Here is a 25133-nt window from a genome sequence, read left to right as displayed (position 1 = left end):
GATGGGAGAGAAGAATATGGCAGGAAGATTTGAAGGTAGAGTAGCCTTTGTAACAGGTGGTAGTAGAGGAATAGGAAAAGGAATTGTAGAATTATTTGCAAAAGAAGGAGCAAAAATAGCGATTATTGATGTGAATGAAGAAGCACTATCACAAACTGCTTCAGAATTTAAGCAATTTGAAATATACACTAAAGTTGCAAACGTTACAAATTCCAATGAAGTTGAAACTGTTATGAAAGAGGTTCATGATAGATTTGGTTCATTAGATATTGTAGTCAATAACGCAGGTGTTATTCGCGATAATTTATTATTTAAAATGACAGACTCAGATTGGGATACTGTTATGGATGTCCACTTGAAAGGTTCATTTAATGTTGTACGTGCAGCACAAGCCTATATGGTTAAACAAAAATATGGAAGAATCATTAATATTTCTTCAACATCTGCACTTGGCAACCGTGGACAATCAAACTATGCCACTGCAAAGGCTGGTTTACAAGGTCTAACGAAAACACTTGCAATTGAACTTGGTAAATATGGAATCACATCTAACGCTGTGGCACCAGGGTTTATTGAAACTGAAATGACGAAGGAAACTGCAAATCGAATCGGTATTACTTTTGAACAGCTCGTTGAGGCAAGTTTAAGCCAAATACCAGCCGGAAGAACAGGTAAACCAGAGGATATTGCAAATGCAGTTGCTTTTTTTGCTGATGAAAAGTCTTCGTATGTAAATGGGCAAGTTTTATATGTTGCAGGTGGACCTAAAGCTTAAAAAAAATGAGGTGAATTTAATGTTTAAATCGTTTATTGGTAAACGCTCTAAATCAGTAAAAAATACTGTAGAACGTGGTGCTGTGAAAAAATTTGCTAAAGCAATTGGGGATTTACATCCAATTTATGTTGATGAAGAATATGGAATACAATCTAGATATGGACAAAATATTACTCCGACAACATTTCCTAGGGTATTTGATTATGGAAAAATAGAGAACTTTAACCTACCTAATGTTGGCCTTATTCATGGTGAGCAAACATTTGAATATAAAAGGCCACTTTTAGTTGGTGAAACCATTAATTGCTATACAGAGATAAAGGACTATTATGAAAAACGTGGTGGACATGGCTTTATGGGGTTTCTAGTACTGTCAGATAACGGAGAAGATCAAGCAGGCAATATTATATTTACTGCTAAATCAGTCGTTATCATAACTGAAGAGGTTAGGAAGGTGCTAACGGTATGACAGTATTATTAGACTTACAAATTGGCGACTCGTTGAAACCAGTCGTACTTGAACCAGTATCTCGAATGGATTTAATAAAATACGCAGGAGCATCAGGTGATTATAATCCTATTCATACAATTGATGAGGAAGCAAAAAAAGCTGGTTTACCAGGGATTATTGCACATGGCATGTGGACAATGGGGAATTTAGCAAAGCTTTTTTCAGATTATTTAGAAGTCGGATTTATTGAAAATTACTCCATAAGATTTAAAAATATGGTTTTTCTAAAGGATGTCATTACATTAAATTCAACACTTGATAAAGTTGATCAAAACATACTGCATTTTAAAGTAAATGCAAAGAATCAGAACGATGTAGTAGTTATTACTGGTAAAATTTTATTTAAATTATATGAATGATACTGAATCTAATTGGGACTTCTAAAAGGAGTCCCTTTTGTATTTTGCAATTTCAACTTTGATTAATGTTAATTTTACATTAAATAGGATTTGGATACAGTGGATTTACACATAATATTAAAAAACGAAATAGGTGAAAAAAATGGATCTTTCATTTGATAAATTATTAGAGCAATTTGATTTGAAAAAAAATGAACACCAAAAAAATTTGCATAAGGTTAACAAAAGAATAGATGAAATAGAGTCTCATATGGAAGAAATTAAAAAGCAATTACATAATTTTGACCATCAAATTGTTAATATAGAAAAAGAATTAAAAACTACACTATCAATGATTAATAGTGAAAATGAATCAAACTTACACCACAATATAGATCATAATAAAGGTCATCACCAGCAAAACGAGCATCAAGAACATGAAGACCATCAAGAGCAAAACAGACATCACAAGCATCACAAAGGTCATGAACACCATCCTGATCATCCTAATTGGGCTAAAAATTTAATCCATAATGTGGAGGAATTTTCAGCAAGTATTTTTGAGCCTAAAAATGAAAGTCATGAAAATCATCAAGAGCATCATGAACATCATGAGCATGAAGATCATCAACAAAAACAAGAGCATCAAGAACATGAACATTTCGAGGAAAAGCAACATAACTCAAGAGTAGCTAATAGGAAAAAGTATAATAATCAAAACAAAGAAAATATAAACCAGTATTCTGCAAGTACAATGGACGAAAGTCAATCAAGCGGCATAATAACTGGATTAACGAGCATTAATGAAAAAAATTACTCGGAATTATCATCAGATTTTACAAATCATATTGAAGAACAACCCCAACAGTACAATCATGGCAACGTCTCTAATCAAAAGAAGACATCGGAACAATTATTAGAAACGGATTTTTCTGATTTATCAATTGATGATTGGGAGGACTCTACTACCAACTTATCAATGTCAGAATGGTTTGAAGTTGATCCTAATGATAAAAGATAGTATTAGTTGATTTAATTCATGAATTTGGGAGCTTTAACCTATTTGATACATTAGCCAATTAAATGATATTCAACAAAATGGAGTTAGTTGGAAAACTATTTTACACAGAGTAAATGCATTACTTCAATAAGGTGAAGTAATGCATTTTTACTTTTTAAAGGAAAAACGCTTTAATTTGGTGAATTTATCAAAGAATACTTTGCCTAATTATGCATTTTTTAGCTATGAAGGTTCATAAGGATATAAAATTGAGAATAAATAGAGAGTTAATATAGTGGGGGCGATAAGGATATTCCAGTAAGCTATTTTGGTCCAAGTATGGGCTTTGTGAAAATTTATGATTATGTTAATTAGTTTGAAAAAGAAAATAGATAGGAGTTAATATGTCTAAGAAAACAATTTTATTTACCGGTGGTGGCTCTGCGGGGCATGTAACACCAAATATCGCCATTATTAATGAGTTAAATAAAAATGATTGGAATATCCATTATATTGGATCTAAAAAAGGAATTGAAAAGGAACTAATAAAAAAAATGGAATTACCTTATTACGGGATTTCAAGCGGAAAATTAAGACGATATATAGATTTTGAAAATATTATTGATATGTTTCGAGTAATAAAAGGCTGTCTTGACGCAAGAAAAGTATTAAAAAAAATTAAGCCGAGTTTAGTTTTTTCAAAAGGTGGTTTTGTTTCTGTACCAGTAATCATTGCAGCTAGCACATTGAAAATTCCAATTTTTATACATGAAAGTGATATGACACCTGGACTTGCAAATAAGATTTCCCAGCGATTTGCTACAAAAATTTTTACGTCATTTGAAGAAGCAAAAAATTATTTTCCAAAAAATAAAACAACAGTAATTGGTTCACCTATAAGAAAAGAACTATTAAATGGCTCAAGGCAAAAGGGTTTAGAATTCCTTAATTTTAAAAGTTATATCCCAATCTTAACAATTATGGGTGGAAGTTTAGGTGCAAAGAAAATCAATGAAACTGTTAGAGAGTCATTACAGGATCTAACGAAAAAGTATCAGATTGTCCATCTATGTGGTAAAGGAAATGTTGATGAAAGTTTAAAAAATATTCAAGGATATAAGCAATTTGAATACGTTCATGACGAACTAGCAGACGTATTGGCTACATCTCAAATGATTATCACTAGAGGTGGCTCAAATGCAATATTTGAATTTTTAGCGCTACATAAACCGATGATCATCATCCCACTTACGAAAAATCAAAGTAGGGGAGACCAAATCTTAAATGCAAATTCTTTTAAAGAAAAAGGCTTTGCATTAATGATGGAAGAAGAGGATTTAACAAATAAATCACTACAAGATTCAATTGAAGAACTTCAAACTAAAAAGGACTTTTTCATTACCAATATGAAATCATCGAATCAAAGTAATGCACTTGATATACTTCTTGAGGAAATAAATAGTAATTGATTCGATTAAAGCATTCTTCTAAATAAAGGAAGACATGCTTTTTTGTTGAATATCTTTAATGGGACTATGAGAAATATTGTAAGAAGAAGGTGGAAAATTTGATTACAGAAAAACAATTAAACGAAATTAACATTTTACAAGATACATGTGAAAAATTTGATGAAATAACTTTAAAGTTAAATTGGGAAATGTTAAGAAATCGAAGAAAAGATGTAAAAGAAGATTTCTTCCACTATGAAGAAAATCAATTAGTTGGATTTTTAGCGACTTACTATTTTGGAGAAAAAGTTGAAATCTGCGGTATGGTTCATCCGGATTTTCGACGAAAAGGAATTTTTTCAAGTTTGTTAAATGAAGCACTGAATTCTATAGCTCCAACCACTACCATTTTATTAAATGCTCCTGAAGCTTCCGCATCAGCGAAAGAATTTATTGGAAATCAAAAAAATTGTAACTATTCTTTTTCTGAATATCAAATGGCTTGGAAAAACCAAGAGGTAAAAGAATTTACACCAATCGTTAAATTCACGAAAGCAGAGCAATTTGATTTCGCATTTATCTCAAATTTAGATGTTGTATGTTTTGGATTTGAAAATAGTGATGCAGAGAAGTACAATCAACGCATTTTAAATGAACCAGATCGTGATTTATTTATAATAGAAGTAAATGATGAAAAAGTTGGTAAAATGAGTTTGCTTCGTGAAAAGAATGAGAGTTGGATTTATGGATTTGCAATACTTCCAGAATACCAAGGTAGGGGATATGGAAAAAATGCATTACTCCAAACCATTCAAAAAGAAAACGAGATTGGAAACGAAATACATTTAGAAGTTGCTTTAGAAAATAGTAACGCGAAGAAATTATATATCGATTGTGGATTTAGACAATATAACACTCAAGATTATTATAAAATTAGCCAATAATTTGTAAGAGACTGTCTGTTTTATAAGACAGCCTCTTTTTTACTTCAATAATAATTTTATCATTATGAAAATATCTATGTTACACTAGAAATGGATTAAATGGTAAAGGGTGAAAGTTTTGGAAAAAATAAGAGGATTTGAAGTAGCAAAAGGATTCGAAAATTGTGGAGTGAATCTTCCGAAAAGAGCAACGACTCATGCAGCTGGTTATGATATCGAATGTATTGAAGAGACAATTATAAATCCAAACGAGATCAAACTTGTTGGTACAGGATTAAAAGCGTATATGCAAAAAGACGAATTTTTAGCATTATTTGTACGCTCGTCTACACCACTAAAGAAAGGTTTAATGAAAGGAAATGGGGTAGGGGTTATTGATTCAGACTACTACAGCAATCCTTCAAACGATGGCCATATCATGATGCAATTAATAAATGTATCAAAGGAGCCTGTGATCATTCAAAAAGGTGAGAGAATTGGACAAGCTGTTTTTCAAAAGTTCTTATTAGCTGATGATGATTTCGCAGGGGAAGAACGAGTAAGTGGTTTTGGAAGTACTGGTAAATAAAAATGCAGAAATAAAAAAAGAACTCGATATGCTCGAGTTCTTTTAATTTTGTAATTAGTCTAACATTTTTGCAAGTTTTGGTGATAAAGCAAGTAAGATTAAGCCTGCAACGATTGCTGCTCCACCTACTACTAAGAATACTTGTAACATACCAAGAGTTGTTGTAAATGCAGCTAATTGACCACCAACTAAGTTTGCAATGAAACTTGATGATAACCATACACCCATTAATAATGAAGCAAGTTTAGCTGGTGCATAGCGAGATACTGCTGATAATCCAACTGGTGAAAGTACTAATTCAGCAATTGTATGGAAGAAATATGTCATAACCATGAATAACATGTTTGCTTTTACAGTAATATGATTTGGATCAGAACCTGTTTTCATAACTGCCATAATTGTGAATGCGAAACCAACACCTAATAGGATAAGACCCATTGCCATTTTCGCAGGAACACTAATGTTTTTACCATTTCTTGCCATTTTAATCCAGATCATAGAAAGAACCGGAGCGAAAAGCATGATGAATAATGGGTTAACAGATTGGAACCATGCAGATGGTACATTGAAGCTTCCAACTTTAAGATCTAAGAAACGTTCAGTATAAAGCGTTAATGATGAACCTGCTTGTTCAAATCCAGCCCAGAAAAATACTACGAATGCAGCTAGGATAAAGATAACAGTCGTACGTTGTTTTTCCTTTTTAGTAAGAGGAATATCCTTAACTGAAGCGCTGTTACCCTCTTTCACAACTTTTGCATTAGGCTTTGTACCTAAATCACCAAGATATTTTGATGCTAATAAGTTGAAAATAATTTGACCAATAATCATACCGATCGCAGCTGCTAAGAAACCATAACGGTAACCGAATAAATCATCACCAGCAGCATTTTTAGACATGAATAAAGTTTGTGCTAAATAACCAGTTACAAGTGGAGCAAAGAATGCACCTAAGTTGATACCCATGTAGAAGATTGTGAATGCACCATCACGACGTGGGTCATCTCCTTCATAAAGTTCACCAACAATTGTTGAAATGTTTGGCTTGAAGAAACCATTACCGATAATCATTAAAATTAAACCAAGGTATAAACCAGTTGAAGAATGAATACCGAATAATGCGATATTACCAGCTGCCATAATAATACCACCAATAGTTATCGCAGCACGCTTTGCAAGGAAATTATCTGTAATCCAACCACCAATGATTGGAGTGAAATATACTAGTCCAGTAAATAATCCATAAAGTTGTAGTGCCCAAGCATCTTTAAATCCAAGTCCACCTTGAACTACTGAAGTTGTTAAGTAAAGAACTAAAAGTGCACGCATTCCATAATAACTAAAGCGCTCCCAAGCCTCAGTTGCAAAAAGTAAGTAAAGGCCAGGTGGGTGTTTCGTTTTTTGATTTTGCTCGTTTGATGAAACGTTTTGTTTTGTTGCTACGCTCATTCAAATTCCTCCCTCATAAGTGCTATTCTGTGTAATTTTCTGTATGAATATTTATTGTCGCCAATTCATATACTATTCTGTCAATTTACTGTAAAAAATAATTTCCGAATTCAACAAATTTCGACAATTTGAGTTAAAAAAAATTTCTAACTTTTTTCAACAGAACAATGCTACTAAATTTATATCTAGATCCGCTAAAAATAACTTGGGACCAATTTACTATTTTAGTATAACACACAATAGCTTATTTCTGTAAAGTTTTTTATATTGTCAGACAAATCTTGCAATACTGATTTTTCTTATTAAACTAGTATTTTTAGACTTTGTCGATTGACCTGTATTAGTACAGCCTGAACAAAAAGACCTATACCTAAATAATAATAAGTTTTTGAAATATTTCAAGGGTTTTTATTATTTTTTACTTTAATATTATAAAAGTTTAATTAAACAAAAGAATGAGAATTGTCAAAAAATGTCGAAGTGATAATAGAATGTTTCGTCCTTTTTTAATATTCAATTAATTCGTATGGACGATTTTCTAAAATTTGGATATACTAAAAGTACTATATATGAAACGGAGTGATGAATATGGGAAAGTTAATTAATTTAGTTCAGAAGAAGGTAAATAGCAGAGGACAAAAAATGGAGTAAATCTTCATTATTGTCCTTATACAATTGGAGGACAAAATGAATTTAAAACAATTAGGTTGGAACGCAGCGTTCGGAGAAAAGGATCAAAATACTGTAGTTGCAAGAGTTATATCTGAACAAAGACAAATTTATAAATTGCATGATGGAGAAAATGAACTAACTGGTGAAGTTTCTGGGAAATTTCAATTTCAGGCAAAAGTAAAAAGTGATTATCCATCCGTTGGAGATTGGGTTGTAATTGAACCGTTAAAAGGTGAAAACAAAGCAATTATTCAAAAGGTATTGCCGAGAATAAGTCAATTCTCAAGGCAATCTGCTGGAGAAAAAATTGAAGAACAAATAGTAGCTGCTAATATAGATTACGTGTTTTTAGTAATGGCATTAAATAATGATTTTAATATAAGAAGATTAGAACGTTATTTACTTGTTGCTTATGATAGTGGAGCAAATCCAATTATTGTTTTAACAAAAAAGGATTTATGCACTGACCTACCAACCAAAATTGCAACAGTTGAAGAAATTGCATTTGGTGTACCGATTTATTCTGTAAATAGTACAAATGGAGAAGGTATTGAAGAACTGAAACAGCTCATTTCAGAAGGGAAGACTGTTTCATTACTTGGTTCTTCTGGTGTCGGTAAATCTACATTATTAAACGCGTTAATCGGTGAAGTAATACAAATAACTCAGGACGTACGTGAAGGTGACGATCGCGGTAAACACACAACTACACACCGCGAATTATTTTTCCTACCATCTGGCGGAATGGTCATCGATACACCAGGTATGCGCGAATTACAGCTTTGGGGTGGAGAAGAACATATCAGCTCGACATTTACAGATGTCGAAGAATTAGCTAAATCATGTAAATTCTCTGACTGTACACATGCAAATGAACCAGGATGTGCGGTCAACCAGGCAATCGAAAACGGCGAACTAGATCAACAAAGACTCACAAGCTATCGTAAATTAATGAGAGAACTAGCGTATGCAGAACGTAAACAAGACGCATCACTAGCTAGACAAGAAAGAGATAAGTGGAAAAAAATTAGTAAAATGATGAATACTAAGTCTTATAAGTAAGAGAGAAGAGTATTTATACTCTTCTTTTTCTTTTGAGATTTTGTGTCACAAAAACGGTTAATGAGTAAGGAATAAGGCAAGAATCCACGATCTACTAACTCATAAGAGGTTCATGAAGAAGTAAAAAGGCAGGAATCCGTGGTTTAGTACATCATAGTGGGTTCATGAGGAAGTAAAAAGGCAAAAATCCATGATTTAGTACCTCATAAAGGGTTCATGAGGAAGTAAAAAGGCAAAAATCCACGCTTTAGTACCTCATAAGTGGTTCATGAGGAAGTAAAAAGGCAAAAATCCATGATTTAGTACCCCATAAGTGGTTCATGAGGAAGTAAAAAGGCAAAAATCCACGCTTTAGAACCTCATAAGTGGTTCTCAAGTTAAAAAGTAAAAAAATCAAATTAACCTTACTCATAACGAGTCCAAAGTTAGTTACATAATTCTTTAAAAAAATCTCAGTCTTAAGACTGAGATAAGACAATACTTAAGTTTGTATCAAAACCATCAAAAAATAGATAAACTACATAGTAGAATAGTTAATAACAAAAGCTTTCAATTGCTATTAACAAGCTAGTTTAGTGAATAGAGGAGAGCTATATGAAGCGATTTAGACGATTGTCTAGCAATGAATTAACTGGATTATTATTCATAATTGCAGGCATTGGATTATTATTTGATCTATTTTTAAATCCTTTTGCAATAATCGCAGCTGGGGTAGGTATTTATTTATTTCAGTACGGGGCAAAAAAACGTAAAGTTTACCCTTCTACATCTGCGAATATCGCGTTTTTTGGAGGAATTATTTTATTTATCAGTAATGTATTTCAATTGAAATCAATCTTAGGGGTATTATCCTTTATTGTGATTTATGTTGGATATTTGATATTCGTTAATTCTAAATTTAATGCAAAAGTCATTATACCAAACATAGTTGAAACAACGAATACAGGTGTCTTTGAAACAAATTCTCTTATTTCAAATCGATTTTTTACAAATATCCATCTAAAGAATGATTCATTTGAGTTAGAAGATGTAGATTATTATTTTGGAATTGGAGATGTGATAATCGATCTTTCGGAGTCATTTATTCCTGAAGGAGAGACAGTGTTGGTATTAAATGGAATCATCGGTAATATTACTTTGTATGTGCCTTATGATCTAGAAGTTTCTATCCAGCATTCTACTTTATATGGCAAAATTAATATCCTTAAAAATAAATTGAACGGGTTTAACAAGAATTGTAAGTTCACTTCTAATGATTATAAAGAAGCATCAAGAAAGTTAAAAATTGTTACTTCTTTAGCAATCGGAAATATAGAGGTGACAAATAAATGAAAATTGACAAAGGTATCTTTTTATCAATATGTCTTGCTGCGTTTACATCTAGTATTTTAATCTGTGGTGTTGTTTATTATTTCGTTGATCATACTTTCCTTGATAAATTGTTCTTGTATAAAATTGGAAATTTTTCTTTACTATTAATATTATTTGTAGCAATCATAATCATATCAATTGTTTATAGTACAGCTGTTTTGAGCACGATTCGTCATAATGAAAAAGCTTTATTGGAAGGTATCGAAAAGGCAGAAAATGGAATTTATCATAAAGAAACAGAGCATTCAATTCGCTCAATTGATAACGAAATTGAATTAAAACTTCAAAAAATATCTAAACAAATAGAAGATTCAAGGAAGACCGTTCAAAAATTAGTAGATGAAAAGAAATTAATTGAATCTCAGACAATTGAAGATGTCGTAACGAAAGAGCGACATAGACTTGCAAGGGAATTACATGACTCAGTTAGCCAACAATTATTTGCGATTTCGATGATGATTTCTGCGATCAATGAACTTGGTGAAACTACGTTTAAAGAACAATTACAATATATTGAAAAAATGGCGATTAATGCGCAATCAGAAATGCGTGCACTTTTATTACATTTAAGACCAGTTCAGTTAGAAGGTAAAAGCTTAAAAGAAGGCGTAGAAAAGCTTCTAACTGAATTAACAAATCGTCAAGCACTTCAATTAAAATGGAAAATCGATGATATTACACTCTCAAAAGGTGTAGAGGATCATTTATTTAGGATTATTCAAGAAGCATTATCGAATACTTTAAGGCATGCAAATGCAAAAACTTTTGAAATACGAATTAGAAAAATAGAAGATTTTGTATTAGTTCGAATGATTGATGATGGAATTGGTTTTGATGTCGAAAACCGAAAAACTGGTTCGTATGGTTTGCAATCAATAAGTGAACGTTCTTCTGAAATTGGTGGAACGGCAAAAATAGTAAGTATACCAAAAAGAGGAACCCAGATAGAAGTAAAAGTTCCAGTAATTGAATAGAGGTGGGAAATTTGATCAAAGTCGTGTTAGTTGATGATCATGAGATGGTAAGAATGGGTGTATCTACATATTTAAGTACTCAATCTGATATTGAAGTGGTTGGTCAAGCAAGTAATGGAAAAGAAGGCGTAGAACTTGTATTAGAAAAACGTCCTGATATTGTATTAATGGACTTAATTATGGAAGTTATGGATGGAATTGAAGCGACAAAACAAATTATTTCAAAATGGCCAGAAGCAAAAATCATTATTGTTACAAGTTTTATTGATGATGAAAATGTTTATCCTGCAATTGATGCTGGTGCAATTAGTTATATGTTAAAAACATCTAGAGCTAGTGATATCGCAAATGCAATACGAACGACACATAAAGGTGGATCAGTTTTAGAACCAGTTGTTACTGGGAAAATGATGAATAGAATGAGAAAATCTACCCAACGTGAATTACATGATGATTTAACAGCTAGAGAACAAGAAGTGCTTCATTTAATGACTGAAGGTAAGTCAAATCAAGAAATCGCCGATACTTTGTTTGTTTCATTAAAAACGGTAAAAACGCATGTAAGTAATATCTTAACGAAATTAGAAGTGGTTGATCGAACTCAGGCCGTGATTTATGCTTTTAGACATGGAATTGTAGAACAAAAATAGAAATATTTACAAAAAGAAGTCAAAAATGGCTTCTTTTTTCTATTTTTATAAGAAGATTTGAAGCAATATTTTAGATAAATAAATAATTAATGGTAAGATAGTTATATTCGTTTTATTCATTTTGGAAGGAGCAGTTAATTGAAGATAAAATTGAATCATAAAATCATAAAAGAACGCTGCGGTACAGTCTCCTTCAAAAGGGGTGACTCTTTTTATCGCGCAAATAAAGTACAAATCGAAAAATATAATGATGATACTTGTATAGCAACAGTTATAGGAAATGAAGTTTTTACCGTTCATGTTATAAGAGAAGAAAATGGCGATTTTTATTGTAAGTGCACTTGTCCTAAACTAGCTTCAATTAAAACGGATTGTCAACATATAGCTGCAGTTTTAATTTCGATTTTTGAACGTCAGAAAAAAGAGGTAAATCCTACAGAAATAGATGTTTTTATAGAAAACTCCGATTTATATAGGTCGAATGGTATTTTAGAACTTTTTCATGATAAAACGTTTCGTAAAAGCGGACAATTAAAACATTTTGACGAGCGGCAAATAATTGATTTCGAGTTTATTTGCGAAGTGGTTGAAATGAATGAAGGTTATAAAATACTTGGAATTTCTATGGCATTTGGAAAAAAGAAAGTAGAAAATCTACGAAACTTTTTAAAGGATGTTAAAGTGGGGAAACCAAGTAAAATTTCGGCTGATATTATTTTTGATCCTAATTTACATTGTGTTCAAAATGAAGTTAATCGTATTTGGGACCTTTTAATAAAGTTGTTGGATGATGAAAAAATGTTTAATGATCCTCTTACTAAGAATAATGAATATATGTTAATTTCTCCGACAATTTGGAGCCAATTCATTAATTTATTAACGGTTTCAGAAAACGTTAAAATAATTGAAAACGGAAAACCGTTTAATGGAATTTCATTTACCGAAGATAAATTACCAATGGAATTTGAAATAGAGCATATAGATGGTCAATACTTTTTAACTGTAAAGGGAATTGAGCAATTAACGATAATGGAAGCTTATTCAACAGTCTTATATCGTGGAAGAATTTATAATCTTAAAGTAGATGAATTTAATCGACTTGTTGAGTTAAAACAAATAGTTAAAAACAAAGCACATGAAAAAATAAATATTCCAACAGACCAAATCCATCTTTACGTTGAGAAAGTAATTCCAGGTCTTTTAAAGCTTGGTAAGGTGCAAATACCTACTTCAATATCAAACCAATATTCAGAAACCCCGTTAAGAGCAAAGCTATATTTAGATCGTATTAAAAATAAATTACTTGCAGGGCTTGAATTTCATTATGATCGCATCGTAATAAATCCGCTAGATAAAAGAGAAATTCAACTTAGTAAAACGTTAATTAGAGATGAAGAAAAAGAATTAGAAATATTACAATTAATGGAAGATAGTTCATTTTCAAAAACGGAAGGTGGCTATTTCATACAAAATGAAGAACTTGAATATGAGTTTTTAAGAAATATAGTACCGAAACTTGAAAAACTAACTGAAATTTATGCAACGACCGCTGTTCGAAATAGAATTTTTAAAGAAAATAAGAAACCTCAAATACGCGTTAATTTAAAAAGAGAACGAACGAATTGGTTGGAATTTAAATTTGAATTAGACATTCCTGAGAAACAAATCAAAGAAGTATTATTAGCACTGAAAGAGAAACGGAAATATTATCGGTTACATGATGGTACTTTGTACTCGCTTGAAACGAGAGAATTACAAGAGATAAAGCGATTTTTAAATGCAGTACCTGAGCAAGAATTTGAATATGAAAATGTATTAAACTTACCGATAAAAAATAGTCTATATTTATTAGATTCTACGGAAGAAACTAGTTTATTTAAAATTGAAGATCGATTGCATCATTTTTACGAGAGTTTAATAAATCCTAATGAAATTGTAGAAGAAATGCCTAAAACAATGAAAAATCTGTTACGAGACTATCAAATTTTTGGGTATAAATGGATGAAGAATTTAGCTAAATTCGGTTTTGGAGGAATTTTAGCAGATGATATGGGATTAGGTAAAACAATTCAAAGCCTTGCTTATATACAATCCGTCTTAAACGAAATCCGTTCATTTAATACACCAATCCTAATTGTTTGTCCTACGGCATTAACGTATAACTGGTTAAGCGAGGTATTCAAATTTGCACCTGAAATTCAAGCACTTGTCATCGATGGAAATAAAAATGAGAGGTTGAAAATCCAAAAAGAACTAGTCAATATCGATGTATTAATTACCTCTTATTCGATGTTAAGAAATGATATAAAGTGGTACGAAAAGCAAAAGTTTCATACAGTATTTTTTGATGAGGCACAAAATTTCAAAAATCCTTTTACTCAAACAGCTAAAGTCGTAAAAAGGATAAATGCTGATCAACGGTTTGCTTTAACAGGTACGCCAATTGAAAATTCACTCGAAGAACTTTGGGCAATTTATCATGTAGTTTTTCCAGAATTATTTGGAGGGTTAAAGGAATTTAGTAATTTGACTAGGAGAACAATCTCTAAAAGGGTTCGACCTTTCTTATTAAGAAGATTAAAAGAGGATGTACTTAAGGAACTGCCAGAGAAAATCGAATCGAAGGAATCCGTCGAATTGTTACCAGAGCAAAAAAAATTATATGCAGCATATTTAGCAAAACTACGACACGACACACTAAAGCACTTAGCAGTGGATAAATTTACATTAGGCAAAAATCATATTAAAATTTTAGCTGGTTTAACTCGCTTAAGACAAATTTGTTGCCATCCAGCTTTGTTTATAGATGGTTACGAAGGTAGTTCAGCTAAGTTTGAACAGCTATTTCAACTAATTGAGGCATCAAAAATAGCAGGGAGAAGAGTGTTGATCTTCTCTCAATTTACGAAAATGTTAGATTTAATCGGTAGAGAACTATCAATCATGGGAGAACAATTTTTTTATCTTGATGGACAAACTCCGTCAGAAGAACGTTTATCTATTTGCAATCGATTTAACGCTGGTGAACATAACTTCTTTCTAATTTCATTAAAGGCAGGAGGAGTGGGACTCAATTTAACTGGAGCTGATACAGTTATTCTTTATGATAATTGGTGGAATCCTGCGGTTGAAAACCAGGCAACAGATCGAGCTTACCGTTTTGGTCAAATGAATGATGTTCAAGTGATCAAGCTAGTCGCTAAAGGTACGATTGAAGATAAAATGAATGAACTACAAGAGAAGAAAAAACAATTAATAGGAGAAATTATTGAAACGAATGGAAAACCTTCATTTAATTTAACAGAAGAAGACATTCGCGAATTATTAATGTTCTAAAATATTTGCCGCTCACCTGAGTGGCTTTTTCCTTTCACTCAAAAAAGCCCTTGACCTAGTTTTATTTCATTCTTAAAAGTTTGTAAGCGAGTATATTAATAATGAAGCTACTAATTTAATAATTTTATAGATTGAAATGAAATTATTTTTATGAGAGGGAGAGTTAGCATGAGCAATAATCGAAAATTTGTTAATGTCTCAGTAGGAGTTCCAGGGGCAAAAGGAAAAGAACTCATTGAAATACGTAATGAGTTTGTTCCAAATGGAGTTGGAAATAATACACCTGTTTTTGTAGAAAAAGCAAACGGTACGATCGTGGAGGATGTTGATGGTAATAAATTTTTAGATTTTGCTGGAGCGATTGGTACGTTAAATGTAGGACATACGCCAAAGAATGTTGTACAAGCGATTAAAGAACAATCAGAGCGATTAATCCACTCTTGCTTTCATGTAGGAATGTATAAGTCATATATTGATTTAGCAAAAAAATTAACTGAAATAACGCCTGGGAATTTTTCTAAAAAAACAATTCTATTAAATAGCGGTGCTGAAGCAGTTGAAAATGCTGTTAAAATTGCGAGGAAGTACACTGGGCGATCAGGAATTATTTCGTTTACTCGAGGATTTCATGGGCGAACTTTATTAGGAATGTCTTTAACAAGTAAAGTAAAACCATATAAATATAAAATGGGTCCATTTGCTCCAGCTACATATAAAGCTAAATTCCCTTATTTATCAAATAGACCAAAAGAGTTATCTGAAGAAGAATATATTAATTTTTGTATCTCTCAATTTAAGGATTTTCTTTTAACAGATGTGTCACCAGAAGAAGTGGCAGCGGTTATTATGGAGCCCGTCCAAGGAGAAGGAGGATTTATTGTTCCCCCAAAGAAATTTATTAAAGAAGTATATACTATTTGTAAGTCACATGGAATTTTGTTTATAGCGGATGAAATTCAAACAGGATTCGGGCGAACAGGTGAATTATTTGCATCAACGGTTTTTGAAATTGAACCTGATTTAATCACAATGTCAAAATCAATCGCAGCGGGTGTACCAATTAGTGCGGTGACAGGTCGTACTGAAATAATGGACGCGGCATCACCTGGTGAACTAGGTGGAACTTATGGAGGAAGTCCTTTAGGTTGTGTAGCAGCGCTCGAGGTGATTGAAAAAATTGAAAGTGAAAAATTATGGATTCGAGCTAGAACGATTGGAGAAAAAATTAAATCATTTTTTGATCAATTGAAAAATGATTTTCCAATAATTTATGATATTAGGGGACTAGGAGCTATGGTAGGAATCGAATTTATAGATCCTACTTCTGGTCAACCAGCAAAAGAGTTTGTTGCAGCATTAACCAAAAAATGTTGCGAAAATGGAGTCATTATTCTTAGCGCGGGTGTTCATAGTAATGTTCTTCGTTTCTTAACGCCATTAATTATTTCTGACGAGGAATTAGATGAAGGTCTGGATATTATAAAACAATCAATACATCAAGTTGCTAGCCAGCTTGTAACTGAGGTGAAATAGAATGAAAAAGCATTTTTATATAGATGGAAGTTGGGTTGAAGGGGTTAAACATGAAAATCTTGTTGCCCCTCATTCTGGTGAAGTGTTAGCTGAAATACCAATCGCGTCGATAGATAATTTGGAAGAAGCGATTAAAGCGGCTAATAACGCGAAAGCTCAAATGGAAAAGCTCAGCTCATTTGAGAGAAGTGTCATTTTAGAGCAATTAGTTGAACAGTTTAAAGAAAATCGCTCAAAACTTGCTGAAATTTTAGCATTAGAGGCATCCAAACCTTTAAAGGCTGCTTTAGGTGAAATCGATCGAACAATTGCAACATATAAAATAGCCGCGGAAGAAGCAAAAAGAATATACGGAGAAACAATCCCTCTTGATGCAGTAGCAGGTGGTGAAGGTCGAGTCACATATACAGTCAGAGAGCCAGTTGGGGTAATTGGTGCAATTACACCGTTTAATTTCCCGTTTAATTTAGTCGCACATAAAGTTGGTCCAGCAATTGCTGCAGGAAATACAATTGTTTTAAAACCTGCTAGTCAGACTCCACTCTCTGCAATTGCATTAGCTGAAATGATTGATAAAACGGATTTACCTAAAGGGGCGTTTAACCTGATTACTGGAAAGGGCTCCGAAATTGGTGATGCTTTAGTAAAACATCCTGACGTGAACGCAATTACATTTACCGGCAGTCCTGAAGTCGGTATCTCATTAAAAAACAAAGCAGGGTTAAAAAAAGTAACTTTAGAACTAGGGTCAAACTCAGCGTTGATCATCGATGAAGAAGTCAAGTTAACTGATGAATTAATCAATCGTTGTGTATGGGGAGCCTTTATTTATAACGGCCAAGTTTGTATTTCATTACAAAGAATTTTTGTACATCATACACTTTATAATGAATTCCTTTTAAAGATGAAAAATGCTACTGAATTATTAAATATAGGTTCGCCATTAGACCTTCAAACAGATATTAGTGCTCTGATTTCTAAAAAAGATGTTGCTAGAATAGATGAATGGGTTAAGCAATCACTTAAAGATGGAGCTGATCTAGTAACTGGTGGCGATATAATTGACGAACGTCTTTATAAACCTACTATTCTATCAAACGTAAAGAACAGCAGTGATGTATCCTGCAAGGAAATTTTTGGTCCAGTTGTCGTCATTAATTCATATGAACAATTTGATGAAGCAATAAATGAAGTAAACAATAGTCGATTTGGGTTACAAGCTGGAGTCTATACAAACAACTTACAAAGAGCATTATATGCTACTAAAAAATTACATGTAGGAGGCGTGCTAGTAAACGATGTTCCTACTTTTAGAGTTGATTTAATGCCTTATGGTGGCGTAAAAGAAAGTGGTTATGGAAGAGAAGGCATAAAATATGCAATACAAGAGATGACTGAATTGAAACTAGTCTCTATTAAACTTTCAGACTGCTGACAAACGCTCGCTTTCTTTGTTGCTTCGCCTGTTGAGCGGTGCTCATAACCTATTAAGGTAACTCCGCTCCTCACATGCTTCGCTCCTGCAATCAGTTTGATTATCATGGGTTTTGGAATTTGTCTTTACAATACAAGGACTGATCATGTTTAATATATGATCAGTCCTTTTTTTATTCTAAAACTTCAGAATTATATGTTATATTTGTAAGATACGAAGTAATTGGTTTACGTGAATTGTAAAAAGTCTTGTTAAAAATTTGAAACATTTATGAGCTTCGAAGGGAGATTAAGTATGGAAATTCGAAAATTAATAATTAAAGATTTACCTGAGTTTATTCGATTAAGAAGTGAAGGACTAACATTATCACCAGAAGCATTCGGGGAAAGTTTAGAAGAGTATGAAAGCAAATCAATCGAACAGCATACAAATAATTTTCCTAAGACTTTTGATAATTTTATTATTGGCGCATTCGACAAAGGCGTACTTGTTGGCGTTGCTGGCTTCTACCAAAAAAGATCTGAAAAAATGAAACATAAAGGAACAATTTGGGGAATGTATGTTACTCCAGATTACCGTGGTAAAGGTGTAGGGAAAAAAGTTTTAAGCCAAGCGATTCAAGATGCTATGGAAATTGAAGAAATACTACAAATTGAATTGGCAGTCATTTCATCAAATCAATCTGCAAAAAGACTATATGAAGCTGTAGGCTTTGATAGCTTTGGAACAGAAAAAAGAGCATTATTTGTTAATGGTGAATTTTACGATGAGGATCATATGGTTAAGATTATTAAATAAGAAGAAAGAGATGATCAAATGAATGGTTTGATCGTCTTTTTTATTTTAAAGGCTCTGTTAAAGTAGATTGTTGATTCTTATTTAACTGAATGTTAGTTAGATGAAGAAGGATTATTTTTATAATTTCGGTTGTGCTTAATGAAGGAAGTGCATGAAAAGGCGAAAAATATCTAATCGAATTTTAATAAAAAATGGTAAAATATAGTAAATACATAAGGTATTTAAATTGCAAAATAACAAAAAAAGGTAGGTGAAATCTATGGAAAGAACGCACGAATCAGAAACGACTCAAAGCAAAGTTTACATGGATGATCAGAAAGTATTTTCACCAATAGAGGATCTACAAAAAATGGAGGGTGTTATTCCTTTAAAAAGAAAAAGCTTCGAATTTGGGAAAAAACCAAAGCTAATAAGATATTTAGGATATTTCTTTATTACATTTATCGTATTAACAATGTTATTTGGGTTAGTTGCAAGCTTCTTAGACTAATAGAATATTTAATTCGGAAAGAACTATATAAGAAACCAGGGAGAATAAATTATGAAGAATCTAATCGTTGGAGGAATTGGAGTTTTAACAAGTATTTTATTATTTGGATTAACACTTATTTCGGCATCAATCTATTCTTTGTACCTATCTCAACCAGCTGGAGATGGATGGGACTCAAATATAGGAGTTTTCGGAACAGCGTTGTTTAATATTGGAACAATTCCATTGTTAATAAGTTTTGTATTCTTTATCATTGGTGTTCGTTATGTATATAAGGGAATCAAGGAGTAACCTATAAAGGGAGGATTCATTTGGAAAACTTAATGTTATTTACCCCAATTATTGTATGGCTATTAATCTTTGCTGCTATTGCCTTTGGAATTATCTTTTTTGTAAAAAAAATATTAAGAAAATAAGAAAATGAGCGAGTAAAAATCACAAAATATTTTGGAGGTCTTCTTATATGTTTATAGGAATATTACTCATTTTATTTGGATTTTTACTAATAGTGAATCCAGAAGCATTTTGGGTTGTTACAGAAAGTTGGAAATCCGATGGTGCAACAGAACCATCTTCTTTTTATAAGTGGAGTACACGTTTTGGGGGATCGATGTGTGTTTTAATTGGTGCTGCTAGTATCATCGTGTCAACGGTATAATATAAGAAGTAAAGATCACAATTAATGTGGTCTTTTTCTGTGTAAAAAATGAATGACGGGTCAATCCTTATGTAACTAAATGAAAGGTTAGTTCAATAAGGAATGGATGTTAATCTAAAATTAACGGCTAAAAAGCGTTGTTGTAATTTGTCGTTTAATTTTCATATAATTGATTAATTTCCTTATTTTAGAAATTGTATCAATTGTCATTATAATATGTGTATATAAATTAAAGGAGAGTTATAAATGGTTAATTTTAATCTTAAAGGTTTAATATTATGTATAGCGATATTTGCATTGGTTGTTTATGGTGCGTACATCTTTATAAGAAAAGCATTTAGATAATTTTAATATTGATATAACTATAAAAGAATGATTTATTAATTGACTATCGAGTTGAACAAGGAGCTTTGTTGATTTTATCGAATTATTTAATTTTAATAAATCGATTAAAATTTGCAACGAGAGGAATGGATAAGGTGGTAAAATTTTGTTTTATTATAGGTGCAATTCTTTTACTTATTTCAGGAATATTCATTGGAGCATTTCAATCTCCAGAACAACAGCGAGTAGTAAAAGAAGATTTTTTAAAATTAGGACATTTTAATAAGATTAAATTTTCTATTTGGACTGGAATTATAGGAGTTATTTTTATTGCATTTGGAAGTTTAGTTTACTATATCTAATTTAATTAACGCATGGATAAATTTAAGATCTTGAGTCGCTAAATGTGGCTCTTTTTAATTCAACATAATGGCAGTTTAGTTAAATAAGTATTTGTCGATTGTTTTTCATGAGTTGAATGATTTTATAAATTTATAATTCATATCAATTTTCCTTATAATTGCTTTATACAAATAAAAAGAGTAAAGGTTGGTTATATGACTGGATTATTTATTCAACTTATCATTTTTGTAGCAATCATAGGATTAATATTATTTATCTTCAAGGTTTTCGGAAGATATAAAATTTTTATTGCTCTAGCTATTATTTTTAGTAGTGATTTAATTTTTATCTATAGTGCTCATGGTAAATACGATAGTCAATTTTGGTCAATTATTTTGATTAGTGGTATACCTGCTTCTACAATAATTAGAAATATGTTAAAAACTAAAACTATAGAATAGAGGAGATAAAGCATGTTAAATAAGCTGGTAATCGCATTATTATCAACAATTACTTTTTCATTTTTGTTCACTTGTCTTAAGTATAAATCGCTTGGTGATGGCGATTTTTTAGGAATGTTCATGGCTGTTATCCTTTATTCTAGCGTTGTATTTGTTATTGGAGGAACCATCTTATCCATCGGCGTTGATAAATGGCACTTGAAATATAACTATCATTCAAAAATTTTGTCTTATTTAGCGAAAGTAGGAATGTATTCAGTTGCTGGAATGAGTGTTATGTTCATTCTTTATGCCTTGGAAAGTCAAAGTATAAATGAAAGTATTTTTGATGATCTTCTCGCTTTCTCACTTCTTTTGCTTTTTGGTTGTTTCGCTTCGAATGTGTTTTATCATGTTGAATTATTATTTAATTTCATTTTAAAAAAGAAACATAATAACAACATTTCAAAACCCTTATTGAACTAGCTCATGTATAATTTAAACAAGATTCCAAGGAGATGTAAAAAGAAAGTATTGCTTGAACTAATTAGAATTGTATTTATATTACTATTGTTAGGATTAATATTAAGTACATTGTTACGAAACTTATACTTATCAATGGGTGTAAATTTAGATAAATTTGGTTGGATGGGTTCGGTTGCGATTTTTTCTTTGTTATTTGTTTTATATAGAAATAAACTTCAATTTAGTGGTTGGTACACTGGAAAATCGAGAGTTAAACTTTCAAAAAAGGTAGCTACTTTACTTGTATCTGTATCGGTATTATTAATAATTTCACTACCAATCCTAAGTTACTTATTGAACTAAAGCATCCGATAGTTTAAGATCTTGGGCTACTAATGTGCGGCTTTTTTTATTCAACAAAATAGTTTAGTTACATAAGATTTTTTATACAAGAAGGAGAGGGAATAATATTAAATTAAGTAACCGTTTTTTTTAGAACAGGGTAAAGCCTATTGCTATTACTCAGATGGTACTTGGAATTCCATACATAGTATTTATTGTTTTTTCTTTAAAATCATTTCCTGTTAATTTTGTCTATTCTGGACTTATAGGAATAACGATGGCGGCTACCATGTTTTTATCGGGGATAGAGAATTATATTTTAAAAAAGAAAAGTTGGTCAATTGGCTTCTTTGTCTTATCTTTAATTATAATTTTAGTTGCAGCACAAAGCTTTTATATATCACAACTAAATAGATAATGAAATGTAGTGCAGTAATTTATGCAATTAACACAGTGCATTAGTTCGATAAGTGTTCCTAAAGGTTGTCTAATTTGACAGCCTCTTTTTTATTTCAAAAATCAACATTTTAATTTAACAGAGCCATTTTAAAAAAGCAAACAACAAAAGTGGTAAAATGATTATTTTTAAAATGTATTTGTTGGATTATTGTTCACATTTATTTACATAATAAGTGTGTTATGATTGTGCTAAGTTTAGTAATAGAAGTAGGAGAACTAGATTGAAATCTAAACAAAAAATAATTCCATCATTATCATCAAATTCAGTCTATCTTGGATTATTGTTAGCTTTAGTAGGTGGTTTTTTAGATGGGTATACTTTTATAAGTAGAGACGGTGTGTTTGCCAATGCGCAAACGGGAAATCTTGTTCTTTTGGCAATAAATCTATCATTTGGAAATTGGAAAAACTCTGTGGATTATATTCTACCTATTATAGCCTTTATTCTAGGTGTATTAGTTGCTGAATCCGTTAAACATCCACGTTTAAGAGAACTATTATTCAGCTATAGACGTTCAATTCTCTTATTAGAATGTAATGTATTATTGATTGTAGGATTATTACCTAGTAGTGTTCCTAATATAGTTGTAACAGTTTGCATCTCCTTTGTCTCATCATTACAAATTTCAACCTTCACTCATTTAGATAAATGGACATACAATTCAACGATGACAACCGGTAATATTAGAATTGCTTCACAGGCAGCATATATAGCTTTTGTAAATCAGGACAAAGAAGCAAAAACAAAATTTAAAGAGTTTCTCGTTATTATCCTTTCCTTTTCATTTGGCGCACTGTTTGGAAGTCTTTCGACAAAGTATATTGGGAATCAAGCTGTTTGGATCGCTGCAGGAGTATTAATAGTAGCGTTAATCTTATATCACAAAGACAAAGGTTATTTTAGAAAGAAACTCCATTAATATAAAAAATGAGCCCTTTTTCGGGGCTCATTTTAGTAATCTTATTTGAAAAACTGAATGAAACAAACAATAATAAGTGCAAATAAAATAGAAGGTAACATATTTCCAATTTTTATTTTTATTAAACCTAATGAATTCAAGCCAAGAGCAATTAATAAAATTCCTCCTGTACCTGAGATTTCAGCAATAATTGAATTTAATAAATGCTGTGTTACTAGATTCGGTACAAATGAGGCAAAAATGGCAATGAATCCTTGATAGATTAAAACCGGGACAGCAGAGAATAACACGCCAATGCCAAGAGTCGAAGTTAAAATGATTGATAAAAAGCCGTCCATCATTGATTTTGTATATAATATTTCGTGATTATGACGGAGTCCACTATCTAATGCTCCGAGTATAGCCATCGCACCAACACAGAATAATAAAGTTGATGTAACAAACCCTTTAGAAATAGAGCCTTCGCTTTTAGAATGAAATTTACTTTCGATAAATAGACCTAATTTATCTAATTTACTTTCAATATCTAACCATTCTCCTACAACCGCACCTAGTGATAAGCTGAAAACGACGATTAGAACTTGATTTGTTTTCATAGCTAAAGTAAATCCTATGACAATAATTACGAGAGAAATTGACTGAGTTACTAGGTTTTTCATTCGATCTGGAATTCTTTTAATAAACAAACCTAGTAAAGAGCCAAAAATAATAGCTGCTGCATTAACAATTGAACCGAGTAGTACCATGATTATCCCCTTTAACTTACATATAATTAATCTATTTTTAAGACTATTTTTCCGATATTTAAATTGTTCTCCATTCGAGTATGCGCTTCATTCACTTCTTGCCAACTATACACTGAATCGATAATCGGTTTTATTTTCTTATTCGTAAAAAGTGGTAAGACATATTTTTTGAATTGATTCGTTAAATAGATTTTTTGCTCAAGTGTTTGTGAACGCAAAGTACTCCCTATAATGGAAATTCTCTTTGTCAAAAGTGGTAATAAGTTTACATCGTTCACTTTAACTCCACCCATTGTACCAATTAAAATTAGCCTACCATTACTATTTAATGATTGCAGGTTTTGATGGAAATAGGATGCACCAATAAAATCTAAAATGACGTCCACCCCTACATGATCAGTAACTTTTTCGACTACAGTTTTAAAATCTTCATTTTTATAGTTAATCACATAGTTTGCACCTAAATCAGTACAAGCTGTAAGTTTCATTTCATTCCCTGCAGTGACAATTGAACTTGCACCAAATTCTCTTGCAAGCTGAATAGCAGCAGTCCCAACACCACTAGCTCCGGCATGAATTAATACTGTTTCATTTTCTTTTAATCTACCTAATTCAAATAAATTTAAGAATGCTGTCAAAAACACTTCAGGTATAGCCGCAGCCTCTTCGAACGAAAAATGATCTGGAATAGAAATTGCCAAATCTGAAGGAATAGAAACATACTGCGCATAACCTCCGCCTGGCAATAAGCTACAAACACGATCTCCTACTTTCCAGTTTGTTACATTAACCCCAACTTGTTCAACAATCCCTGACATCTCTAATCCTAAAATAGGTGATGCGCCTTTAGGTACGGGATACTTACCATGTTTTTGAAGTAAGTCAGCTCGATTAATAGCCGTAGCATGAACTTTTACAAGTAGTTCATGCTCACCTAAAACAGGCATATGATAATCGTCAATAAATAAATGCTTTGATTCATCAATTTGAACTGCCTTCATTCTAAAAACCTACCTTTAATTAATTTAATTCCTATCATACTATATAACTAATCGAAAGAATATTTTAAAAACTCGGATTGAT

General features: G+C 31.7%; 26 protein-coding genes. 23 read left to right on the top strand and 3 right to left on the bottom strand.

Annotation, left to right across the window (positions count from 1 at the left end; all coding sequences use genetic code 11):
* The first annotated feature begins 16 nt into the window (after positions 1 to 16).
* From fabG to ABEY15_RS15330, 7 genes are all read left to right on the top strand, one after another.
* On the top strand, positions 17 to 775 hold the full coding sequence (gene fabG / locus ABEY15_RS15360) for a 3-oxoacyl-ACP reductase FabG (RefSeq protein ID WP_429891033.1): 759 nt from the start codon (positions 17 to 19) through the stop codon (positions 773 to 775).
* A 19-nt stretch (positions 776 to 794) separates the two neighbouring features.
* A complete protein-coding gene (locus ABEY15_RS15355; protein WP_429891032.1) occupies positions 795 to 1244 on the top strand; it encodes a MaoC family dehydratase N-terminal domain-containing protein in 450 nt (149 codons plus the stop codon).
* Positions 1241 to 1645 carry a MaoC/PaaZ C-terminal domain-containing protein gene (locus ABEY15_RS15350; protein WP_429891031.1) on the top strand — a complete coding sequence of 135 codons (405 nt, stop codon included), beginning with the start codon at positions 1241 to 1243 and terminating at the stop codon, positions 1643 to 1645. Before ABEY15_RS15355 ends, ABEY15_RS15350 begins: the two co-directional genes overlap by 4 nt.
* A 142-nt stretch (positions 1646 to 1787) precedes the next feature.
* Positions 1788 to 2645, top strand: coding sequence for a hypothetical protein (locus ABEY15_RS15345; RefSeq protein WP_429891030.1), 858 nt, complete (start codon positions 1788 to 1790; stop codon positions 2643 to 2645).
* Positions 2646 to 3028: 383 nt separating this feature from the next.
* Positions 3029 to 4093, top strand: a complete 1065-nt coding sequence (locus ABEY15_RS15340; RefSeq protein WP_429891029.1) for an undecaprenyldiphospho-muramoylpentapeptide beta-N-acetylglucosaminyltransferase — start codon at positions 3029 to 3031, stop codon at positions 4091 to 4093.
* Between the two features lie 98 nt (positions 4094 to 4191).
* Positions 4192 to 5016 (top strand): GNAT family N-acetyltransferase, encoded by an 825-nt coding sequence (locus tag ABEY15_RS15335; RefSeq protein ID WP_429891028.1) that lies wholly within the window; start codon positions 4192 to 4194, stop codon positions 5014 to 5016.
* Positions 5017 to 5134: 118 nt separating this feature from the next.
* On the top strand, positions 5135 to 5584 hold the full coding sequence (locus ABEY15_RS15330; RefSeq protein ID WP_069032426.1) for a dCTP deaminase domain-containing protein: 450 nt from the start codon (positions 5135 to 5137) through the stop codon (positions 5582 to 5584).
* A gap of 54 nt (positions 5585 to 5638) precedes the next feature.
* Here the strand turns inward: ABEY15_RS15330 and ABEY15_RS15325 are convergent, their stop codons facing one another.
* Positions 5639 to 7033 carry a peptide MFS transporter gene (locus ABEY15_RS15325; protein ID WP_429891027.1) on the bottom strand — a complete coding sequence of 465 codons (1395 nt, stop codon included), beginning with the start codon at positions 7031 to 7033 and terminating at the stop codon, positions 5639 to 5641.
* Positions 7034 to 7720: 687 nt separating this feature from the next.
* Between ABEY15_RS15325 and rsgA the strand changes: the two genes are divergently transcribed.
* From rsgA to ABEY15_RS15245, 16 genes are all read left to right on the top strand, one after another.
* Positions 7721 to 8767 carry a ribosome small subunit-dependent GTPase A gene (gene rsgA, locus ABEY15_RS15320; RefSeq protein ID WP_429891026.1) on the top strand — a complete coding sequence of 349 codons (1047 nt, stop codon included), beginning with the start codon at positions 7721 to 7723 and terminating at the stop codon, positions 8765 to 8767.
* A 594-nt stretch (positions 8768 to 9361) separates the two neighbouring features.
* Positions 9362 to 10099 (top strand): cell wall-active antibiotics response protein LiaF, encoded by a 738-nt coding sequence (liaF, locus tag ABEY15_RS15315; RefSeq protein WP_098863084.1) that lies wholly within the window; start codon positions 9362 to 9364, stop codon positions 10097 to 10099.
* Positions 10096 to 11112 carry a sensor histidine kinase gene (locus ABEY15_RS15310; protein ID WP_429891025.1) on the top strand — a complete coding sequence of 339 codons (1017 nt, stop codon included), beginning with the start codon at positions 10096 to 10098 and terminating at the stop codon, positions 11110 to 11112. The genes liaF and ABEY15_RS15310 overlap by 4 nt, the downstream gene beginning before the upstream one ends.
* 11 nt (positions 11113 to 11123) lie before the next feature.
* A complete protein-coding gene (locus ABEY15_RS15305) occupies positions 11124 to 11762 on the top strand; it encodes a response regulator transcription factor (RefSeq protein WP_056476946.1) in 639 nt (212 codons plus the stop codon).
* A gap of 138 nt (positions 11763 to 11900) precedes the next feature.
* Positions 11901 to 15098, top strand: coding sequence for an SNF2 helicase associated domain-containing protein (locus ABEY15_RS15300; RefSeq protein ID WP_429891024.1), 3198 nt, complete (start codon positions 11901 to 11903; stop codon positions 15096 to 15098).
* Positions 15099 to 15266: 168 nt separating this feature from the next.
* Complete coding sequence (gabT, locus tag ABEY15_RS15295; protein WP_429891023.1) at positions 15267 to 16631, top strand: 4-aminobutyrate--2-oxoglutarate transaminase; 1365 nt, start codon at positions 15267 to 15269, stop codon at positions 16629 to 16631.
* 1 nt (position 16632) lies between these two features.
* A complete protein-coding gene (locus tag ABEY15_RS15290) occupies positions 16633 to 18066 on the top strand; it encodes an aldehyde dehydrogenase family protein (RefSeq protein ID WP_429891022.1) in 1434 nt (477 codons plus the stop codon).
* A 294-nt stretch (positions 18067 to 18360) separates the two neighbouring features.
* On the top strand, positions 18361 to 18864 hold the full coding sequence (locus ABEY15_RS15285) for an N-acetyltransferase family protein (protein WP_429891021.1): 504 nt from the start codon (positions 18361 to 18363) through the stop codon (positions 18862 to 18864).
* Positions 18865 to 19123: 259 nt separating this feature from the next.
* The gene (locus tag ABEY15_RS15280; protein WP_429891020.1) at positions 19124 to 19354 is read left to right on the top strand and encodes a hypothetical protein; all 231 of its coding nucleotides are present in this window, start codon (positions 19124 to 19126) and stop codon (positions 19352 to 19354) included.
* A 51-nt stretch (positions 19355 to 19405) separates the two neighbouring features.
* A complete protein-coding gene (locus tag ABEY15_RS15275; protein ID WP_429891019.1) occupies positions 19406 to 19645 on the top strand; it encodes a phosphatase in 240 nt (79 codons plus the stop codon).
* A 172-nt stretch (positions 19646 to 19817) separates the two neighbouring features.
* Positions 19818 to 20012, top strand: a complete 195-nt coding sequence (locus ABEY15_RS15270; protein ID WP_429891018.1) for a DUF6199 family natural product biosynthesis protein — start codon at positions 19818 to 19820, stop codon at positions 20010 to 20012.
* A 479-nt stretch (positions 20013 to 20491) separates the two neighbouring features.
* Complete coding sequence (locus tag ABEY15_RS15265) at positions 20492 to 20698, top strand: hypothetical protein (protein ID WP_429891017.1); 207 nt, start codon at positions 20492 to 20494, stop codon at positions 20696 to 20698.
* A 195-nt stretch (positions 20699 to 20893) separates the two neighbouring features.
* On the top strand, positions 20894 to 21139 hold the full coding sequence (locus ABEY15_RS15260) for a hypothetical protein (RefSeq protein ID WP_429891016.1): 246 nt from the start codon (positions 20894 to 20896) through the stop codon (positions 21137 to 21139).
* Between the two features lie 12 nt (positions 21140 to 21151).
* Complete coding sequence (locus tag ABEY15_RS15255) at positions 21152 to 21604, top strand: hypothetical protein (protein ID WP_429891015.1); 453 nt, start codon at positions 21152 to 21154, stop codon at positions 21602 to 21604.
* Between the two features lie 48 nt (positions 21605 to 21652).
* Positions 21653 to 21946 (top strand): hypothetical protein, encoded by a 294-nt coding sequence (locus tag ABEY15_RS15250; protein WP_429891014.1) that lies wholly within the window; start codon positions 21653 to 21655, stop codon positions 21944 to 21946.
* 659 nt (positions 21947 to 22605) lie between these two features.
* Positions 22606 to 23304 (top strand): YoaK family protein, encoded by a 699-nt coding sequence (locus tag ABEY15_RS15245; protein ID WP_429891013.1) that lies wholly within the window; start codon positions 22606 to 22608, stop codon positions 23302 to 23304.
* A 41-nt stretch (positions 23305 to 23345) separates the two neighbouring features.
* Here the strand turns inward: ABEY15_RS15245 and ABEY15_RS15240 are convergent, their stop codons facing one another.
* Positions 23346 to 24050 carry a DUF554 domain-containing protein gene (locus ABEY15_RS15240; RefSeq protein WP_429891012.1) on the bottom strand — a complete coding sequence of 235 codons (705 nt, stop codon included), beginning with the start codon at positions 24048 to 24050 and terminating at the stop codon, positions 23346 to 23348.
* Between the two features lie 26 nt (positions 24051 to 24076).
* Positions 24077 to 25051, bottom strand: a complete 975-nt coding sequence (locus ABEY15_RS15235; protein ID WP_429891011.1) for an NAD(P)H-quinone oxidoreductase — start codon at positions 25049 to 25051, stop codon at positions 24077 to 24079.
* Positions 25052 to 25133: the final 82 nt, after the last annotated feature.

Origin of the sequence: Gottfriedia acidiceleris (assembly GCF_050457485.1) — a bacterium.
Lineage (GTDB): Bacteria > Bacillota > Bacilli > Bacillales > Bacillaceae_G > Gottfriedia > Gottfriedia acidiceleris_D.
Note: the sequence above shows the minus strand (reverse complement) of the source record. Positions and strands in the feature narration are given on the sequence as shown.

What these genes read in the sequence shown, in the direction of transcription:
- ABEY15_RS15340 (WP_429891029.1), top strand. Translation starts at nt 3,029, where the DNA reads ATGTCTAAGAAAACAATTTTATTTACCGGTGGTGGCTCTGCGGGGCAT.
- gabT (WP_429891023.1), top strand. Translation starts at nt 15,267, where the DNA reads ATGAGCAATAATCGAAAATTTGTTAATGTCTCAGTAGGAGTTCCAGGG.
- ABEY15_RS15310 (WP_429891025.1), top strand. Translation starts at nt 10,096, where the DNA reads ATGAAAATTGACAAAGGTATCTTTTTATCAATATGTCTTGCTGCGTTT.
- rsgA (WP_429891026.1), top strand. Translation starts at nt 7,721, where the DNA reads ATGAATTTAAAACAATTAGGTTGGAACGCAGCGTTCGGAGAAAAGGAT.
- ABEY15_RS15240 (WP_429891012.1), bottom strand. Translation starts at nt 24,050, where the DNA reads ATGGTACTACTCGGTTCAATTGTTAATGCAGCAGCTATTATTTTTGGC.
- ABEY15_RS15355 (WP_429891032.1), top strand. Translation starts at nt 795, where the DNA reads ATGTTTAAATCGTTTATTGGTAAACGCTCTAAATCAGTAAAAAATACT.
- ABEY15_RS15290 (WP_429891022.1), top strand. Translation starts at nt 16,633, where the DNA reads ATGAAAAAGCATTTTTATATAGATGGAAGTTGGGTTGAAGGGGTTAAA.
- ABEY15_RS15285 (WP_429891021.1), top strand. Translation starts at nt 18,361, where the DNA reads ATGGAAATTCGAAAATTAATAATTAAAGATTTACCTGAGTTTATTCGA.
- ABEY15_RS15275 (WP_429891019.1), top strand. Translation starts at nt 19,406, where the DNA reads ATGAAGAATCTAATCGTTGGAGGAATTGGAGTTTTAACAAGTATTTTA.
- ABEY15_RS15260 (WP_429891016.1), top strand. Translation starts at nt 20,894, where the DNA reads ATGACTGGATTATTTATTCAACTTATCATTTTTGTAGCAATCATAGGA.
- ABEY15_RS15345 (WP_429891030.1), top strand. Translation starts at nt 1,788, where the DNA reads ATGGATCTTTCATTTGATAAATTATTAGAGCAATTTGATTTGAAAAAA.
- ABEY15_RS15255 (WP_429891015.1), top strand. Translation starts at nt 21,152, where the DNA reads ATGTTAAATAAGCTGGTAATCGCATTATTATCAACAATTACTTTTTCA.
- ABEY15_RS15325 (WP_429891027.1), bottom strand. Translation starts at nt 7,033, where the DNA reads ATGAGCGTAGCAACAAAACAAAACGTTTCATCAAACGAGCAAAATCAA.
- ABEY15_RS15270 (WP_429891018.1), top strand. Translation starts at nt 19,818, where the DNA reads ATGTTTATAGGAATATTACTCATTTTATTTGGATTTTTACTAATAGTG.
- ABEY15_RS15235 (WP_429891011.1), bottom strand. Translation starts at nt 25,051, where the DNA reads ATGAAGGCAGTTCAAATTGATGAATCAAAGCATTTATTTATTGACGAT.
- fabG (WP_429891033.1), top strand. Translation starts at nt 17, where the DNA reads ATGGCAGGAAGATTTGAAGGTAGAGTAGCCTTTGTAACAGGTGGTAGT.
- ABEY15_RS15350 (WP_429891031.1), top strand. Translation starts at nt 1,241, where the DNA reads ATGACAGTATTATTAGACTTACAAATTGGCGACTCGTTGAAACCAGTC.
- liaF (WP_098863084.1), top strand. Translation starts at nt 9,362, where the DNA reads ATGAAGCGATTTAGACGATTGTCTAGCAATGAATTAACTGGATTATTA.
- ABEY15_RS15280 (WP_429891020.1), top strand. Translation starts at nt 19,124, where the DNA reads ATGGAAAGAACGCACGAATCAGAAACGACTCAAAGCAAAGTTTACATG.